14 protein-coding genes are annotated in these 16,915 nt (G+C 71.4%); 10 read left to right on the plus strand and 4 right to left on the minus strand.

Going from position 1 to position 16,915, the window contains the following annotated elements; translation table 11 throughout:
• Window positions 1–97: 97 nt before the first annotated feature.
• A complete protein-coding gene (locus VA596_RS03345; RefSeq protein WP_323323467.1) occupies window positions 98–2,047 on the minus strand; it encodes a thioredoxin domain-containing protein in 1,950 nt (649 codons plus the stop codon).
• Window positions 2,048–2,113: 66 nt separating this feature from the next.
• On the opposite strand from VA596_RS03345, the gene VA596_RS03350 reads away from it, so the two are divergent.
• The gene (locus VA596_RS03350) at window positions 2,114–3,490 is read left to right on the plus strand and encodes a 3' terminal RNA ribose 2'-O-methyltransferase Hen1 (RefSeq protein WP_323323469.1); all 1,377 of its coding nucleotides are present in this window, start codon (window positions 2,114–2,116) and stop codon (window positions 3,488–3,490) included.
• Window positions 3,487–5,979, plus strand: a complete 2,493-nt coding sequence (locus VA596_RS03355) for a polynucleotide kinase-phosphatase (RefSeq protein ID WP_323323471.1) — start codon at window positions 3,487–3,489, stop codon at window positions 5,977–5,979. Before VA596_RS03350 ends, VA596_RS03355 begins: the two co-directional genes overlap by 4 nt.
• Window positions 5,980–5,982: 3 nt before the next feature.
• Here the strand turns inward: VA596_RS03355 and VA596_RS03360 are convergent, their stop codons facing one another.
• Window positions 5,983–6,309, minus strand: coding sequence for a hypothetical protein (locus VA596_RS03360; protein WP_323323473.1), 327 nt, complete (start codon window positions 6,307–6,309; stop codon window positions 5,983–5,985).
• Window positions 6,306–7,214 carry a mycothiol conjugate amidase Mca gene (mca, locus tag VA596_RS03365; RefSeq protein ID WP_323323475.1) on the minus strand — a complete coding sequence of 303 codons (909 nt, stop codon included), beginning with the start codon at window positions 7,212–7,214 and terminating at the stop codon, window positions 6,306–6,308. The genes VA596_RS03360 and mca overlap by 4 nt, the downstream gene beginning before the upstream one ends.
• A 136-nt stretch (window positions 7,215–7,350) precedes the next feature.
• On the opposite strand from mca, the gene VA596_RS03370 reads away from it, so the two are divergent.
• The 3 genes from VA596_RS03370 (at window position 7,351) to VA596_RS03380 (ending at window position 9,408) form a co-directional block, all read left to right on the plus strand.
• The gene (locus tag VA596_RS03370; RefSeq protein ID WP_323323477.1) at window positions 7,351–7,806 is read left to right on the plus strand and encodes a DUF4307 domain-containing protein; all 456 of its coding nucleotides are present in this window, start codon (window positions 7,351–7,353) and stop codon (window positions 7,804–7,806) included.
• A 195-nt stretch (window positions 7,807–8,001) separates the two neighbouring features.
• Window positions 8,002–8,505, plus strand: coding sequence for a transcription elongation factor GreA (greA, locus tag VA596_RS03375; protein ID WP_323323479.1), 504 nt, complete (start codon window positions 8,002–8,004; stop codon window positions 8,503–8,505).
• Between the two features lie 90 nt (window positions 8,506–8,595).
• Window positions 8,596–9,408, plus strand: a complete 813-nt coding sequence (locus VA596_RS03380; RefSeq protein WP_323323481.1) for an MBL fold metallo-hydrolase — start codon at window positions 8,596–8,598, stop codon at window positions 9,406–9,408.
• A gap of 3 nt (window positions 9,409–9,411) precedes the next feature.
• Here the strand turns inward: VA596_RS03380 and VA596_RS03385 are convergent, their stop codons facing one another.
• Window positions 9,412–9,885, minus strand: a complete 474-nt coding sequence (locus VA596_RS03385; RefSeq protein WP_323323482.1) for an Lrp/AsnC family transcriptional regulator — start codon at window positions 9,883–9,885, stop codon at window positions 9,412–9,414.
• 122 nt (window positions 9,886–10,007) lie between these two features.
• Between VA596_RS03385 and hppD the strand changes: the two genes are divergently transcribed.
• The 5 genes from hppD to VA596_RS03410 all read left to right on the plus strand — a co-directional run bounded on the left by hppD (window position 10,008) and on the right by VA596_RS03410 (window position 16,912).
• Complete coding sequence (hppD, locus tag VA596_RS03390; RefSeq protein ID WP_323323484.1) at window positions 10,008–11,210, plus strand: 4-hydroxyphenylpyruvate dioxygenase; 1,203 nt, start codon at window positions 10,008–10,010, stop codon at window positions 11,208–11,210.
• 123 nt (window positions 11,211–11,333) lie between these two features.
• Window positions 11,334–11,891: a YbaB/EbfC family nucleoid-associated protein gene (locus tag VA596_RS03395; RefSeq protein ID WP_323323486.1), complete on the plus strand. Its 558-nt coding sequence runs from the start codon at window positions 11,334–11,336 to the stop codon at window positions 11,889–11,891.
• A gap of 10 nt (window positions 11,892–11,901) precedes the next feature.
• Window positions 11,902–12,210, plus strand: a complete 309-nt coding sequence (locus VA596_RS03400; protein ID WP_323323487.1) for a type VII secretion target — start codon at window positions 11,902–11,904, stop codon at window positions 12,208–12,210.
• Entirely contained in the window at window positions 12,210–16,067 is a 3,858-nt protein-coding gene (locus VA596_RS03405; protein WP_323323491.1) for a hypothetical protein, read from the plus strand. Before VA596_RS03400 ends, VA596_RS03405 begins: the two co-directional genes overlap by 1 nt.
• 5 nt (window positions 16,068–16,072) lie before the next feature.
• Window positions 16,073–16,912: an immunity 49 family protein gene (locus VA596_RS03410; RefSeq protein ID WP_323323493.1), complete on the plus strand. Its 840-nt coding sequence runs from the start codon at window positions 16,073–16,075 to the stop codon at window positions 16,910–16,912.
• Window positions 16,913–16,915 lie beyond the last annotated feature (3 nt).

Raw genomic sequence — 16,915 nt, forward strand, 5'->3', positions numbered from 1 at the left:
ACATGATTACAACGCAACTCACGCTACGCCGGAAACACGCGATCGCGGGCGTCGTTCACCCAGAGCGCAAAGCGGCACTTTCCCGTGAAAGTGCCGTTCAGAGCTGGGCGGCGAGGGCTTCCGCGGTCGTGACCGGGCGGTCGCAGACGTAGCCGCGGCAGACGTACGCCGCCGCCGAGCCCTCGACCAGCGGGCGGTCGGCCAGCAGCGGGACGCCGGGAGCGTCCGGCGCACCGGCCAGCACGATGCCGCCGCCGTGGACCCCGCGGGCCGCCGCCCGAAGCAGCTCCTCGTTGGAGCCCACCACCGCGACCTGCACCGGGCCGGCCTGCAGCGCCTCCGCGACCGACAGCCAGTGGCCGGCGAACCGCGGCACCCGCCCGGCCAGTGCGCCGGCCCGTCGCAGCGCCTGCTCCGCCGCCTCGCGGTACTTGGCCACGGACGCGTGGCCGGCCAGCGCGGACGCCGTCAGCAGCGCGCCGGCCAGTGCCGACGCCCCGGCCGGGCTCGCGTTGTCGGTGGGGTCGGCCGGGCGCTGGACCAGCGTTTCGGCGTCGTCGGCGGTGTCGAAGTACGCGCCCGGGGCGTCCGGCGACGCGAAGTGCGTCAACGCCAGGTCGAGCAGGCGCGTCGCCTCGGTCAGCCAGCGCGGCTCGGCCGTCGCCTGGTGCAGGGCCAGGAACCCGTCGGCGACGCAGGCGTAGTCCTCCAGCACCCCCGCCGAGGCCCCGACGGCACCGTCACGCGAACTGCGCCGCAACCGGCCGTCGATTACGTGCACCCGCAGGAGCAACTCGGCGGCGTCGACCGCCCGTTGAATCCACTGTGGACGATCGAGAGCAACCCCGGCTTCGGCCAGGGCCGTGATCGCCAGGCCGTTCCAGGACGCGATCACCTTGTCGTCCCGGCCCGGCTGCGGCCGCTTCGCCCGTGCCTCCAGGAGCTTGACGCGCGTGGTCTCCGGCAGCTCGCCGAACAGGCGCAACGTCGACGCGCCCTCTTCGAAGGTGCCTTCGGGTGTGACGCCGAACAGCTCGGCCGCCGAGTCGTCGCCGAGGACCTCGCGAAGCTGCTCCGGCGTCCAAACGTACGTCAGGCCTTCGACGCCTTCGGTGTCCGCGTCCAGCGAAGACGCGAACCCGCCTTCGGGCGTCCGCAGCTCCGCGGCGAGGAACTCCGCGGTCCCGTTCGCGACGCGCCACGCCGTCGTTGAGCCGGTGCGCCGCCAGAGGTGGGCGTAGAAGCGCAGCAGCAACGCGTTGTCGTACAACATCTTCTCGAAGTGCGGGACGATCCACTCGGCGTCGACGGAGTAGCGCGCGAAGCCGCCACCCAGCTGGTCGTACAGCCCGCCGCGGGCCATCGCCTCCGCCGTCCGGTCGGCGAGGGCCAGCGCGTCTTCGGACCCGGTGCGCTCGTGGTGGCGCAGCAGGAATTCGAGGACCATCGACGGCGGGAACTTCGGCGCGCCGCCGAACCCACCGTTGACCGGATCGGCGTCCCGCTGCAGGATCTCGGCCGCGCCGGCGAGGGTGGCTTCGTCCACAACGGACTCCTGCAGTGGCCCGGCGCCCCCGGCGATGGTCGAAACGACCCGGCTCGCCTGCTCCACCAGGTCCTTCCGCTGGCTCTGCCACCCTTCGGCGACGGCGTCGAGCAGCCGGCGGAACGACGGCGTCGGGAAGTAGGTGCCGCAGTAGAACGGCTCGCCGTCCGGGGTGAGGAAGCAGGTCATCGGCCAGCCGCCCTGCCCGGTCATCGCCTGCGTGGCGGCCATGTAGACGGCGTCGATGTCCGGCCGTTCCTCGCGGTCGACCTTGATGTTGACGAAGTGCTCGTTCATCACGGCGGCGGTTTCGGCGTCCTCGAACGACTCGTGCGCCATGACGTGACACCAGTGGCACGCGGCGTAGCCGATCGAAAGCAGGATCGGCACGTCCCGGCGTTTCGCCTCGGCGAGCGCGTCCGCGCCCCACTGCCACCACTCGACGGGGTTGTCCGCGTGCTGGAGCAGGTACGGGCTGGTCGCGCTGGCGAGGCGGTTCATGCCCTCCAGGGTGGCACCCCGGAAAAACGGGCGCGCGGTCACCGGGCCCTCGGTCACACTGGCGCGGTGCTGTTGACCATCACGACCACCCGTACCCCCGCCATCGACCTGGGCTTCCTCCTGCACAAGCATCCGGAGAAGGCCCAGTCGGCCGCGCTGTCCGCCGGCACCGCGCACGTCTTCTACCCCGAGGCGACGCCGGAGAGGTGCACCGCCGCGTTGTTCGTCGAGATCGACGCGATCGAGCTGGTGCGCGGCGGCGGGACGTCGTTGACGCAGTACGTCAACGACCGGCCCTACGCCGGTGGCTCGTACCTCGCGGTGGCGCTGCGGGCGGCGTTCACGACGGCGCTCGCCGGGCGCTGCACCGCGCGTCCGGAGCTGGTCGACGAGGCCTTCGACCTGGAGATCCACGTGCCGTCGCTGTCCGCGCGCGGCGGGGCGGAGGTGGTGCAAAGGCTGTTCGAGCCGCTCGGCTGGGCCGTCACGGCGACGCCGATCCCGCTCGACCCGGAGTTCCCGCAGTGGGGCGATAGTCGTTATGTCGACTTACGGCTGACCGGCACCCAGCGAGTGGTCGACGCGCTGCGGCACCTCTACGTCCTGCTGCCCGCCCTCGACGGCGACAAGCACTACTGGGTCGGGCAGGACGAGGCCGACAAGCTGCTGCGCGCCGGTGACGGCTGGCTCGGCGGGCACCCCGAGCGGACCCTCATCACCAACCGCTACTTGGAGCGACGCCGTCCCGTCGTGAACTACGCGCTTTCGCGACTGGCCGAGGCGGACGACGTCCCGGCCGAGGCCGAAGCGCTGGTCACCGAGGTGCCCGACCGGCCGGAGCCGCTGGCGACGCAGCGGCACGGCAGTGTGCTCGCCGCGCTCCGGGCGGCCGGTGCCCAGCGCGTCCTCGACCTCGGCTGCGGCCCCGGCGCGCTGCTGCGCGTGCTCGAGAAGGAACGGTCGTTCACCGAGATCGTCGGGGTCGACGTCTCCGCGAGGGCCCTCGACATCGCCGAGAAGCGGCTCAAGGACCACAGCCGCGTCACGCTGCGGCAGTCCGCTCTGACCTACGCCGACCCGGCGCTGGCCGGGTACGACGCGGCCGTGCTGATGGAGGTCGTCGAGCACGTCGACGAGGAGCGCCTGCCGGCCCTGGAGCACGCCGTCTTCGGGGTCGCGGCGCCGCGGACGGTGATCGTCACGACCCCCAACGCGGAGTACAACCGGCTGTTCGAATTCCTGCCGATGGGGCATTTCCGGCACGCCGATCACCGGTTCGAATGGACCCGGGCGCAGTTCCGCGAGTGGGCCGACGCCGTCGCGAGCCGAAACCGCTACGACGTTCGTTACCTGCCGGTCGGACCGGAGGACCAGGATTCAGGACCGCCGACCCAGATGGCGGTCTTCACGGCCGGCGACAGCAAGAAGGAGGTGGCCGCGTGAAGCTGACCGTTCCCGAGATGTCCCTCGTCGTGCTCATCGGCGCTTCCGGCTCCGGCAAGTCGACGTTCGCGCGCACGCACTTCGCGCCGACGCAGGTGCTCTCCAGCGACTTCTTCCGCGGGCTCGTCGCCGACGACGAGAACGACCAGTCCGCGTCCGCCGACGCCTTCGACACGCTGCACTACGTCGCCGGCAAGCGGCTCGCGGCCGGGCGGCTGACCGTCATCGACGCGACGAACGTCCAGCGCGCTTCGCGGGCGAGCCTGGTGAAGCTCGCGAAGGAGCACGACGTGCTGCCGACGGCGATCGTGCTCGACCTGCCGCTGTCCGTCTGCGCGGCACGCAACGCCGGACGGCCCGACCGCGACTTCGGCGAGCACGTGATCCGGCGGCAGCGCGGGGAGCTGCAGCGGTCGCTGAAGTCGCTGGAGCGTGAGGGTTTCCGGCGCGTGCACGTGCTGCGCGGCGAGACCGAGGTGGCCGAGGCGGAGATCGCCGTCGAGCCGCTGCGCAACGACAAGCGCGAGCTGACCGGGCCGTTCGACGTGATCGGCGACGTCCACGGCTGCGCGGCCGAGCTCGAGGAGCTGCTGGCCGAGCTGGGGTACGCCGACGGCGTGCACCCGGACGGGCGGACGGCGGTGTTCGTCGGCGACCTCGTCGACCGCGGGCCGGACACCCCGGGGGTGCTGCGGCGCGTGATGGGGATGGCCGAGAGCGGCAACGCGCTGGTCGTGTGCGGAAACCACGAACAGAAGCTGGTGCGCGCGCTGCACGGGCGGAAGGTGAACGTCGCGCACGGGCTCGCCGAGTCGCTGGAGCAGCTCGGCGCCGAGACCGAGGAGTTCCGCCGCAAGGCCCACGAGTTCTGCGACGGCCTGATCGCGCACTACGTCCTCGACGGCGGCAACCTGGTCGTCGCGCACGCCGGGCTGCCCGAGCGGTACCACGGGCGCGCGTCCGGGCGGGTGCGCAGCATGGCGCTCTACGGCGACACCACCGGCGAGACCGACGAGTACGGCCTCCCGGTGCGGCTGCCGTGGGCGCGCGACTACCGCGGGTCCGCGATGGTCCTCTACGGGCACACGCCGACGCTGGAACCGGAGTGGGTCAACAACACCATGTGCCTCGACACCGGCGCGGTGTTCGGCGGGAAGCTGACCGCGCTGCGCTACCCGGAGCGCGAGGTCGTCTCGGTGAAGGCGCACCAGGTCTGGTACGAGCCGACCAAGCCGCTCGACGCGTCGCGGCCGCTGGGCGGGCGCGAGCCCGCCGTGCTGGAGCTGGCCGACGTCACCGGGAAGCGGATCGTGCAGACCGCGCACCACGGCCGGGTCGGCGTCTCGGCGGAGCAGTCGGCGGCGGCGCTGGAGGTGATGAGCCGGTTCGCGGTGGACCCGCGCTGGCTCGCCTACCTGCCGCCGACGATGGCGCCGTGTTCGACGTCCTCGCGCTCCGATTATCTGGAGCACCCGGAGGAGGCGTTCGCGGAGTACCGCGCGGCCGGCGTCCAGTCCGTGCTGTGCGAGGAGAAGCACATGGGCTCGCGGGCCGTCGTGCTGGTGTGCCGCGACGACGACGTCGCGTACCGGCGCTTCGGCATCCGTGGCGGCGGCGCGGTGTACACGCGCACTGGGCGGCCGTTCTTCTCCGCCGCGCAGAACGCTTCGCTGCTCGCGGAGGTGCGCACCGCGGCGGCCGAGCTGTTCGACGGGCTGAACAGCGGCTGGCTGCTGTTCGACGCCGAGCTGCTGCCGTGGAGCGCGAAGGCGGGTTCGCTGATCTCGGACCAGTACGCGTCGGTCGGCGCGGCGGCCGAGGCCGTGCTGCCGGCGGCGGTCTCCGCGCTGGAGACGGCGGCCGCGCGCGGCATCGACGTCACGGACCTGCTGGAGCGGACGACGACTCGAGAGTCCACAGTGGAGTCGTATCGGGACGCCTACCGGCGGTACTGCTGGCCCACCTCGGGTCTGGACGGGGTGAAGCTGGCGCCGTTCCAGCTGCTGGCGTCGGAGGGGGCGAGCCACCACGACCGGCCGCACGAGTGGCACCTGTCGCTGCTCGGCCGGCTGGCCGGGCCGCGGTTCCAGCGCACCCGGACGCTGGCGGTCGACCTCCTCGACGAGGAGTCGGTCGCCCGCGGCGTCGCGTGGTGGGAGGAGCTGACCGGCGCGGGCGGCGAGGGCATGGTCGTCAAGCCGGCGGCCAACCTGACCCGCGGCACGCGCGGGCTGGTCCAGCCCGGTGTGAAGGTGCGCGGACGCGAGTACCTGCGGATCATCTACGGGCCGGACTACACGCTGCCGGCCAACCTCGAGCGGCTGCGCAAGCGCGGGTTGAACCGCAAGCGGATGCTGGCGCTGCGGGAGTACGCGCTCGGCCTGGAGGCCCTGGAGCGCGTGGCCCGGGGTGAGCCGCTGTGGCGGGTCCACGAGTGCGTCTTCGCGGTGCTGGCCCTCGAGTCGGACCCGGTGGACCCGCGGTTGTAGCGGCTAGTCGGCCTTCGTGGTGGCCGTGGAGTCCGATGCGGGCTTCTCGGCCACCTCGGCGTCGGCCTTCTTCTCCGGCTCGGCCGGTGCCGGTTCTTCGGCGGCCGGCTCGTCGAAGCTGGCCGGGACGCGCTTGAGGTGCTTCGTCATCGAGCGGACCAGGAAGGCCACCGCGATGAGGAACAGGATCAGCACCAGGAAGCCGACCGGGGACGACTTGCCGAAGTCCTCCCCCTGCCCGCCGTTGTCGCCGTTGCCGGGTTGCTGCGTCAGGACCAGGGCCGACGCGGTCACCGGAAGCGCCACGCCGGCCGGCAGCGTCAGACTCATGTGTTCACCTTCTCCTCGGTGCCGGCGATGCCGGCGAACAGGTCATCCTCCGGCAGCGTGCTGTCCACCAGCGACTTGACCAGCTCGTACTCCTCGGTCGGCCAGGTCGCGCGCTGGATCTCCAGGGGCACGAAGAACCAGCGGCTGTTCGGGTCGATCTGCGTCGCGTGCGCCTTCAGCGCCTCGTCCCGCGCCTCGAAGTATTCACCGCACGCGACACGGGTCGTCACCCGCTCCATCACATCGGCGCGGTCGGGGTCCCACTTCTCGAGCCACTCGGTGTACGGCGACTCCATCCCGGCCTCTTTCAGCGCCGCGTCGAAGGCCACCATCCGGGCCTTCGAGAAGCCGTGCATGTAGTACAGCTTCAGCGGCTGCCACGGCTCGCCGGCGTCGGGGAAGCGGTCCGGGTCGCCCGCCGCGTCCCACGCCGCCATCGACACCTCGTGGGTGCGGATGTGGTCGGGGTGCGGGTAGCCGCCGTTCTCGTCGTAGGTGGTGATGACGTGCGGGCGGAACTCCCGGATCACGCGCACCAGCGCCTCGGTGGACTCCTCGAGCGGCACGACCGCGAACGAGCCCTCGGGCACCGGCGGCAGCGGGTCGCCCTCCGGCAGGCCGGAGTCGACGAACCCCAGCCAGCGCTGGCTCACGCCGAGGATCTTGGCGGCGCGCGCCATCTCCTCACGGCGGATCTCACTCATGTTCGCCAGCACCTCGGGCCGGTCCATCGCGGGGTTGAGGATGCTCCCCGCTTCACCTCCGGTGCACGTGACGACCAGCACCTCGTGACCCTCGGCGGCGTAGCGCGCCATGCTGGCGGCGCCCTTGCTCGACTCGTCGTCCGGGTGCGCGTGCACGGCCATCAGGCGCGGCTTGGCGGTCTTCGTCAACTGGTCCACCATGCTGCGAACGACTCCTTCTCTACCCGTATTCCGCGACCCACCTGCGGGCCGCCCACCCAGCGGGCGGATACTCGAAGCCGTACCCGCACCACCATTGTCCCTGCGGGTACGACAAGAACGAGCAGGAGGCCCCGGGTTGGCAGGCGGACCGGCGGAAACGGTCGTCGGGAGCAGCGCGTCCACGCTGCCCGAAGGCCGCTACGGCACCGGGCGCGCGCCGACCTCCCGGCGCTGGCGCCGGTGGCTGTTCCTGGCCATCGCCCTGCTGGTCAGCGGGGTCGTCGCCTACGTCGCGTACGTGAACCTCGGAGCCGCGCCGATCGACGCCGAGCGCGTCGCCTTCGCCGGCAAACCGGGCAACGCGATGGAAATCACCCTCAACGTGACCCGCGACGACAACAACCGGCCGGGCGTCTGCATCGTCCGCGTCCGCGACAAGACCGGCGCCGAGAGCGGCCGCAAGGAGCTCCTGATCCCCGCCGGCGCGAAGTACAGCACCATCACCACGACGATCAAGAGCATCGGGGCTCCGGTGACCGCCGACGTGTACGGCTGCTCGTACGACATACCACGCTATCTGTCAACCCCATAGCGGCCAACGGGGTGAAGCGCGCGCTCAACGCCCACGGCGCGCCGAAATAACGGGCTCGGCACTGTCGTGCCGTGATAGTCTGATCCTTCAGCACGGCCCACGACGGGCCGTGTTTTTCCTTTATCTCAGCCACGCGGGCACCTACGCCCGCGTGGGCCGGCTTGAACACGCAAGCCTGGCAGGCCCGACGAGGAGATGGTGACCGTGAGCGACACCAAGGTGACCTGGCTGACCCAGGATGCCTACGACCGGCTCAAGCACGAGCTCGACGAAATGATCGAGAATCGTCCGGTTATCGCCGCGCGCATCAACGACAGCCGCGAAGAAGGCGACCTCAAGGAGAACGGCGGCTACCACGCCGCCCGTGAAGAACAGGGACAGGCCGAGGCGCGCATCCGGCACCTGCAGGAGCTGCTGCGCGGGGCCAAGGTCGGCGAGGCGCCGGCCAACGACGGCACCGCCGGCCCCGGCAAGGTCCTGACCGTCCGGTACGAAGGCGACGACGAGGACGAGAAGTTCCTGCTCGCCACCCGCGAGGAAGGCGCCGAAGGCGGCCTCGACGTGTACTCCCCCGAGTCGCCGCTGGGCAAGGCCCTGCTCGGCGCCAAGGAAGGCGAGTCGCGCGAGTACGAGCTGCCCAACGGCAAGCTGCAGAAGGTCACCCTCGTCAAGGCCGTCCCCTACAGCGACGGCAAGTAGCGGTCCGGACGCGCCCGGTTTTCCCGTGGCCGGGCGCGCGTCCTCGCAGCTAGCGTGTCCTCCCAGGCAACATCTTCTGGGAGGACTTCTGTGAGCACGGAACCGATCTGCCAGGCCTGCGGCATGCAGTACGCCGCGGCCCGGGACACCTGCCCGGTCTGCGAGGACGAGCGCCAGTACGTCCCGGCGTCGGGCCAGCAGTGGACGGACCTGGCCGCACTCCGCGCGAGCGGCACGTACACCCCGCGCGTCGAGGAGCAGGGCCCCGGCATCGTCGGTGTCGGCTCGAACCCCGGGTTCGCGATCGGTGAACGCGCCCTGCTGGTGCGGGCCGCGTCCGGCAACTTCCTCTGGGACTGCGCGGCCTACCTCGACGACGCGCTCGTCGAGGAGGTGAACGCCCTCGGCGGCATCACCGGCATCGCGATCAGCCACCCGCACTACTACACGACGATGGTCGAGTGGGCGCACGCGTTCGACGTGCCGATCCACCTCCACGAAGGCGACCGGCAGTGGATCGGCCGGCCCGACCCGTCGGTGCAGCTGTGGTCCGGCACCACCCTGGACGTCGCGCCCGACCTGCGGCTGATCAACCTCGGGGTGCACTTCGACGGCGGCACGGTCCTGCACTGGCCGGACGGCGAAGACGGCCGCGGCGCGCTGCTGTCCGGTGACATCGTCCAGGTGATCCCCGACCGCACGCACGTCGGTTTCATGTACAGCTACCCGAACCTGGTCCCGGAGCGCCCGCACATCGTCCGCCGCGCGGCCGAACTGCTGGCGGGCTACCGGTTCGACGCGATCTACGGCGCCTGGTGGGACGCGATCGTGCGCACCGACGGCTTCGAGGTCGTGCAGCGCTCGGCGAGGCGGTACCTGGGCCAGGTCGTCGACAAGGACTGACGGTCACTCCCGCGCGGTCCGCTCCAGCAGGGGGCGGACCCGCGGCGGTACCGGCGTCGACAGGGCGATCGACGTCGACGTCCGCTGCACGTCCGGGACGCCGACGACCTCGTCGATCACCCGCTGCAGGTCGTCGTTGCCCCGCGCCACCATGCGGACGAACAGGTCGCCCTGGCCGGTCGTCGCGTGGACTTCGCACACCTCGTCGATCGCGGCCAGCGCCTTCGCGACCTCCGCCCGGCGCCCCTGCGCGATCTCGATCACGGCGAACGCCGTGAGGCCGTACCCCATCGCCGCCAGGTCGAGCTCCGGCGGGAAACCGCCGAGGATGCCGCGTTCGGTGAGGCGGTCGAGGCGCGCCTGGACCGTCCCGCGCGCCACCCCGAGCCGGCGCGCGCACTCCAGCACCCCGAGCCGCGGGGAGTCGGTCAGCAACAGCAGCAACCGCGCGTCGAGCGCGTCCAGGTTCTCCGACATTGCTCTTCTCCCTGCGCACATTGTCCAAGCTGACTGCCAGTGTCCCCCATTGACCGGGCAGGTTGTCCAGCAAAATGAACGACCATTGCACATCTTGCCTCACGGGGCGGATCCTTCGGGGTATGACCCAGACTGCCGAACCCCACCAGGGTGCCCTCGACGACGTCAGCTACGACCAGCTGCGTCAGCTCGTCGGCCTCGTCGACCACGACGCCTCGACAGACCCGTTCCCGGTCAAGGCCATGGACGCGGTCGTGTTCATCGCCGGCAACGCGACCCAGACCGCCTGGTACTACCAGATCGCGTTCGGGATGCAGCTGGTCGCCTACTCCGGCCCCGAGACTGGCGACTTCGAGCGCAAGTCCTACGTGCTCAAGTCCGGCTCGGCCCGGTTCGTCATCACCGGCGGCGTGCGGCCGGACTCGGCGCTGCTGGACCACCACCGCAAGCACGGTGACGGCGTCATCGACCTGGCGCTCGAGACCACCGACGTCGACAAGTGCGTCGAGCACGCCCGCGCGCAGGGCGCGACCGTCCTCGAGGAGCCGCACGACGTCTCCGACGAGCACGGCACCGTGCGCGTCGCCGCGATCGCGACCTACGGCGAAACCCGCCACTCGCTGGTCGACCGGTCGCGCTACACCGGCGTCTACCTGCCCGGCTACGAGCCGCGCGAGAGCACCGTCAAGCGGCCCGAAGGCGCACCGAAGCGGCTGTTCCAGGCCGTCGACCACTGCGTCGGCAACGTCGAGCTCGGCAAGATGGACTACTGGGTCGACTGGTACCACCGCGTCATGGGCTTCGTGAACATGGCGGAGTTCGTCGGCGACGACATCGCGACCGAGTACTCGGCGCTGATGAGCAAGGTCGTCTCGAACGGCAACCACCGGGTCAAGTTCCCGCTGAACGAGCCCGCCGTGGCGAAGAAGAAGTCGCAGATCGACGAGTACCTCGAGTTCTACGGCGGCGCGGGCTGCCAGCACATCGCGCTGGCCACCAACGACATCATCGCCACGGTCACCGCGATGCGCGCCGCCGGCGTCGAGTTCCTCGACACCCCGGCGTCCTACTACGAGGACCCGGAGCTGCGCGCCCGCATCGGCAACGTCCGCGTGTCGATCGAGACGCTGAAGGAGCACAGCATCCTCGTCGACCGCGACGAGGACGGCTACCTGCTGCAGATCTTCACCAAGCCGATCGGCGACCGGCCGACCGTGTTCTACGAGCTCATCGAGCGCCACGGTTCGCTGGGCTTCGGCAAGGGCAACTTCAAGGCCCTGTTCGAGGCCATCGAGCGCGAGCAGGAGCGCCGCGGCAACCTGTAACCGGCAAGTCCGTGAAGGCCACCATGAGGGACGCCAAGTCCCCTATGGTGGCCTTCACGGCTTTTCGGGGAACCGCGGGCGGCCCGGATCCGTCAGTGTGGTGGGGGCAGAGAGGGGCGGGGGATGCCGGAGAGCGTCGACGCGAGCGACGAGATGATCGACAACTGGACCAAGCGGCTCGAGGAGAACGCCGCTCGGTACCAGGCGCTGGCCGACCACATGCAGGGCCAGACGGTCACCGAGCGGTCGAAGGACGGCACGGTGACGGTGACCGTCGATTCGCGTGGGCTGCTGAAGAACCTCGTCATCGCGGAGGCCGCGGCCGGGACCAAGCGGATGGCCGAGGTCTCGGCGCAGGTGATGCAGCTGGTGCAGCGCGCGCAGGCGCGGATCCCGGAACTGTTGCAGCAGGCGATGACCGAGACCACCGGCACGAGTGACCAGGCCGCCGTGGAGATCGTCCGGGAGGCGCAGAGCACCTTCCCGGAGCCGCCGCCGGAGCCCGAGCCCGCGTTCCCGGAACCCGACCGCGTCCGCCGGTTCCTGCCGGAGGACAACGACTCGCCACCTGCGCCGCCGCGCACTCCGCCGCCACCGCCGCCGCAGCAGCAACCGCCGCGGCGCCGACGTCCGGCCGACAACGACGATGACGACGACTTCGGCGGACCGATCCTGTCCTGAGGGGGAAACCGTGTCAGACGTGGAACTCAGCACCGACCTGACCGCGCACGCGAAGCAGCTGGACACCATCGGCGACGGGCTGCAGCAGGCCGTCGACGCGGCCAACCAGGTCAGCATGCCGACGGATGCGTACGGCATCCTCTGCCAGCCGTTCCGGATGCTGCTCGACCCGGTGGAGCAGTACGGGATCGACGCGCTCAAGGACGCCGTGCAGGCGATGACCGCCGTCTCCGGCAAGGTCCGCGAAGCCGCGGCGGCGTACCACACCTACGAATCCGGGGTGGCCGGCGACCTGGACAAGTCCGCGGGCGGTGCGTGATGCCCGAGGGCAACCCGCTCGTCGCGGACGCCAAGCAGGACCCGAACGGCCCGGGCCCGCTGACCGCGGGCAACGGCGACTACGGCTGGGCCGGCGGCATCGGGCTCGCCGAGTCGTCGATGGACGCGTTCAACGGGATCAAGGACGGCGACTGGGTTTCCGGCGGCCTGGGCGTGCTGAGCCTGGCCGGCGAGATCGCGGGGGCCGCGGTCGACCCGTTCGGGTACCTGATGTCGTCGGTGGCGTCGTTCCTGATGGAGCACATCCAGCCGTTGAAGGACATGCTGGACTCGCTCGCGGGCAACCCGCCGGTGATCCAGTCCTATGCGGACACCTGGGGCAACGTCTCGAAGGCGCTGGGCGAGCGGAAGACCGACTTCGACAACGCGGTCAAGACCGGCACGGCGGGCTGGCAGGGCGCGGGCGCCGACGCGTACCGCAAGTTCGCCACCGAGCACAGCGACGCCCTGTCCGGCGCGGCAACGGTCGCCGGCGCGATCAGCACGGTCACCATGATCATGGGCCAGGTCGTCTCGTTCGTCCGGGAGACCGTGCGCCAGCTGATCGCGGACCTGGTCGGCAAGCTCATCGCGTGGGTGATGGAGGAAGTCTTCTCGCTGGGCTTCGGCACGCCGGTCGTCGTCGCGCAGGCGTCGGCCGCGATCGCCAAGTGGGGCAAGAAGATCGGTGAGCTCCTCAAGAAGCTGACCGACACGATCCGCAAGGTGTCGCCGCTGCTGTCGAAGCTCGTCGACATCTTCGAGAAGATCGCCAAGGTCTTCGGCAAGGTGCTGGGCAAGGTCAGCGGCCTGGACGGGCTGAAGATCAAGGAAGGCGGCTTCGTCCACAAGGTGCCCAAGGGCGAAGGCGGCGTCCACACCCGCGCCCACGGCGGCTCGGAGGGCGACAGCACGCACTCCGGTGATTCCGGCGATCCCGGCCACGCGGACGGCGATGCGCCGAGCTCCGATCCGATGAACACCGGCTCCTCGGCGGACCCGGCTTCCCGCCGGAGTTCGAGCGGGGACGGCTCCTCGTCACACGCCGGGGACGATTCCCCGTCGGCGCACAGTGGTGACGGTTCGCCGGACGGCAGCCCGTCTTCGGTGCGCTCGGACGGCTCGCCCTCGCACGCTGGGGACAGCGGTTCTCCTTCCCACGCAAGCGATTCGAGCCCGTCGCCGACCCGTGCCGGGGACGGTTCGCCGTCGCACGCGGGGGACAGCAGTCCATCACCTACGCGCGGCAGCGACAGCACTCCATCGCACGCCAGGGACAGCGGTTCATCACCGACGCGCGGCGCCGACAACACGCCCTCCCACGTAGGCGACGGCTCGCCATCGCCCACCCGCGGCAGCTCGCCGTCCCACGCCGGGGACAGCAGCCCCTCACCAACGCGCGGCGCCGACAACACACCCTCACACGCAGGCGACAGCTCGCCATCGCCTACCCGCGGAAGCGACGGCACCCCAACCCACGCCGGAGACAGCAGCCCCTCACCCACGCGCGGCGGCGACAACACACCCCCGCACGCAAGCGATTCGAGCCCGTCGCCCACCCACGGTGGCGACAGTGCGCCCTCACACGCAAACGACAGCAGCCCGTCTCCGGCCCGCGGTGGCGACGGCGGGTCCCCCGCGCACTCCGGATCGTCGCCCGCCGCGCGGGCCGATGCCGCCGGGCCGCACGGGGGTACCGAAAGCCCGAGCAGCGCCGCGCCGCCTCGGGCCGACGGCGCCACTTCCGCCAGCGGTACCGTCCCGGCGGCTCCGCGTACCGGGGACCCGGGGACCCAGTTCCCGTCACCGCGTGGTGGGGACGGCGCCGCCGCGTCCGGCATTCCGCCGCAGGGTGGCGCGCCGATGGGCGGCGGCACCCCGCCCGGTGGCAGCGCAGGCGGGCTCGGCGGCGGTTCGCCGCGCACCGGTGGCGGGCCCGGCTGGACCGGCACCCCGGGCAGCCCCGGCGCGCGCACCCCGCACGTCGACGCTCCCGGCCGGCCCCACACCGGCGGTGACCTCCCCGAGGGGCGGCCGCGCCCGGGTGGCGACACCCCGTGGCCGCGCACCCCGGAACCGGCCGCGCGTGGCTTCGGTCCCGGCACGCACGGGCCCGACACCCGTCCCGGTGCCCGCCCGGGCGGTCCCGGGCACACCGGCCCCGGCGGCCCACACGAAAACACTCCGCACGACAGCACCCCGCACGACAACGGCCCCGGTCACCACGACCCCGACGGCGGCCCGACCCACCACGACGAACCGCTGAGCCCGGACGAGGTCAACGCGCGGCACGCCGAAAGCACCCCGTCCGGCAGCTCCTACCACGCCGGCGACCCGGAGATGGGCGACCTGCCGCACCGCGTGCCGCCCGATCCGGACGGCCGCTTCACCGTCGACGTGCACGTCACGCCGGACGGGCACGCCCGCATCGGCGACCGCCTCTACACGCCGGAAGAATTCGCGGACGTCCTGCGCCGCAACGCCGACTACGACGGCCGCCCGGTCCGGCTGATCGGCTGCGACGCGAGTTCGAACGACTTCGCGCACCGGCTTTCGCGCGAGCTCGACACCGAGGTCATGGCCCCGACGAAGCCGGCGTGGACCGATGCGCACGGCCGGGTCTTCTCGTCCGACTACGAAATCGGCCCGGACGGCCGGATGCGCCCGCGCATCCCGCCGGACGGCGAGTGGAACGCCCACCACCCGGACGGCTCGACGCACGCCGTGGGCGACGACGGGTTCACCCCCGGCACCCACGACCGGTCGGCGTCGGCCGACACCGCCCGCGCCCGCGGCGACGAGCCGGGCTGGCAGGACCGCCCCGGCCCGGACGGGCGCACCCCCCGCGAGAACATCGCCGACCCGGAGTACATCAAGAAGCACTACTACCGGCGTCCGACCGAGCACGGCGAAGAGCTGGTCATCAACCACCGCCACGCGAACGTCGACCCGCCGCCACCCCAGCTCGACCTCGTCGACGGCGAGCCGCGGTTCAAGAGCGACCGGCCGCCGGCGGAATCGCTCGGCTTCGACGAGTCCCGCTCCTCGACGCACCCGCCGCAGCGCGACGTGACCGCGGAGGGGCACGAGCCGGGGACCGGGCACGACCACACGCCCGGCGAGGACGCGCCCGGCGAGGTGCCCGACGCCCGGAACTGGCGCGAAAACGACTACGACCGCATCGACGACCGGGTGCACGATCGCCAGACGGCCCAGGAGGAGTACCACGACACGCCGAAAGACGCCGACGACTGGGTCGACAAGCACAACGCGCGCAACGACGCCTCCGAACGGCTCGGCGAAGAGGCGTCCGGGCACGCTCTGCGCGACCGGCTGCACCGGGACTTCTCCGAGTCCTTCCCCGGCGAGGACTTCGACGTCCGGCCGCACCCGGACGCGCCGGAGGGCAGCCACCGCTACCAGATCGTCGACGCGGACGGCGCCGTGCGGGCCGAGATCTCGCCGCGGCACCCGATCGACGGTGGCAAGCCCGGCGCCGGCAACTTCGACCACATCTGGGAGGTCGACTACAAGAACGGCGGCGAGCCGCACTACATCGTCCACGAGGCGAAGGGACCCGGCGGGCAGCCGAGCACGCACTACGACCGCGCCCGGGACCGGACCTTCCAGCAGGGCCACCCCGAGTACTTCGACTACCTCGTCAAGAGGATGGAGAAGACGGATCCGGACCTCGCGGAAGCGCTGGAACGGGCCAAGCTGCAGAAGCGGCTGGACTACGTGGAGGTCCGCGCGCGGGTCGACGAGTCGGTCAGCCCGCACACCAACCTTGGCTACGATTACAAGCCGTACAACGGTTACGGCTACCAGTCGCCACTACCGGCACCACCGGCGGAATGAGATCGATGACCACCGTGTCGAGGCACCCCGTTGACCAGGACGTCGCCCGGAAGCAGGTCGACGCGCTGGCCCCGAAGATCGGCTTCTACATCGACTACGTCGAAACCGATCCGAGCGCGCTGAACAACGTGCTGCGCCGGGCGCTGACGCTCATGCGGTACCGCAGCGTCGTCGACCCCACCGCGGCCGAGCCGGAGATCTGGCGCGACCTGCGGACGGCGGCCGAAGCGGGCACGGCGATCTTCACGGCGGCCACGGGTGAGGGCGAGGTCGAAGCCGTCGTCACCCGGCCCCTGCGCTTCCCCGCCACCGGCCCCACCTCGGCGGCGGACGCCGGCAACTGGCTCACCGCGGCCTGGCTGGCCGTGGTCGACCGCAACGACGACCTGATCCAGCGGCTCTGCGCGGTTCCGCTCGACCTGCTGCGCGCGTCCGGCGAGTACGACGCGTACATGGGGCCATGGCTGGAGACCGTGCAGAACTTCCTGGCCCGCCGCGAAGTCCCGGCGGAGCTGTTCGGCGCGGCGATGGACGGCACCGACCCGGACGCCGTCCGCAACACGCCGCGGCGTGCCATGCTCCAGCTGATCTACCCGCCGATCGAGATGTTCTACTACCTGCTCCGCCGCGACGAAGAGAAGTTCAACGTCTCCCTGGCCCGGGCGCTCGAACAGCACCGCAGCTTCTGGACGAGCGACGCGGAGCTGGTCGACGACCCGGACGGGTTCGTCGCCCTCGCCCCGCTCGCGGTCGCCGTGCTGGCGCGGTCGGCCGGCATGGGCGTCGACGTCGAATCCGAATACCTGCCCGCGAACTTCCTGCTGGACGTCCGGCCGCCGGTCTAGGCG

This window comes from Amycolatopsis heterodermiae (assembly GCF_034929455.1).
GTDB classification, from domain to species: Bacteria; Actinomycetota; Actinomycetes; order Mycobacteriales; family Pseudonocardiaceae; genus Amycolatopsis; species Amycolatopsis heterodermiae.

Coding starts and splice junctions, on each gene's coding strand:
- mca (WP_323323475.1), bottom strand. CDS start 7,214: ATGGTGGACCAGTTGACGAAGACCGCCAAGCCGCGCCTGATGGCCGTG.
- VA596_RS03385 (WP_323323482.1), bottom strand. CDS start 9,885: ATGTCGGAGAACCTGGACGCGCTCGACGCGCGGTTGCTGCTGTTGCTG.
- VA596_RS03345 (WP_323323467.1), bottom strand. CDS start 2,047: ATGAACCGCCTCGCCAGCGCGACCAGCCCGTACCTGCTCCAGCACGCG.
- VA596_RS03360 (WP_323323473.1), bottom strand. CDS start 6,309: ATGAGTCTGACGCTGCCGGCCGGCGTGGCGCTTCCGGTGACCGCGTCG.
- hppD (WP_323323484.1), top strand. CDS start 10,008: ATGACCCAGACTGCCGAACCCCACCAGGGTGCCCTCGACGACGTCAGC.
- VA596_RS03395 (WP_323323486.1), top strand. CDS start 11,334: ATGCCGGAGAGCGTCGACGCGAGCGACGAGATGATCGACAACTGGACC.
- VA596_RS03410 (WP_323323493.1), top strand. CDS start 16,073: ATGACCACCGTGTCGAGGCACCCCGTTGACCAGGACGTCGCCCGGAAG.
- VA596_RS03405 (WP_323323491.1), top strand. CDS start 12,210: ATGCCCGAGGGCAACCCGCTCGTCGCGGACGCCAAGCAGGACCCGAAC.
- greA (WP_323323479.1), top strand. CDS start 8,002: ATGGTGACCGTGAGCGACACCAAGGTGACCTGGCTGACCCAGGATGCC.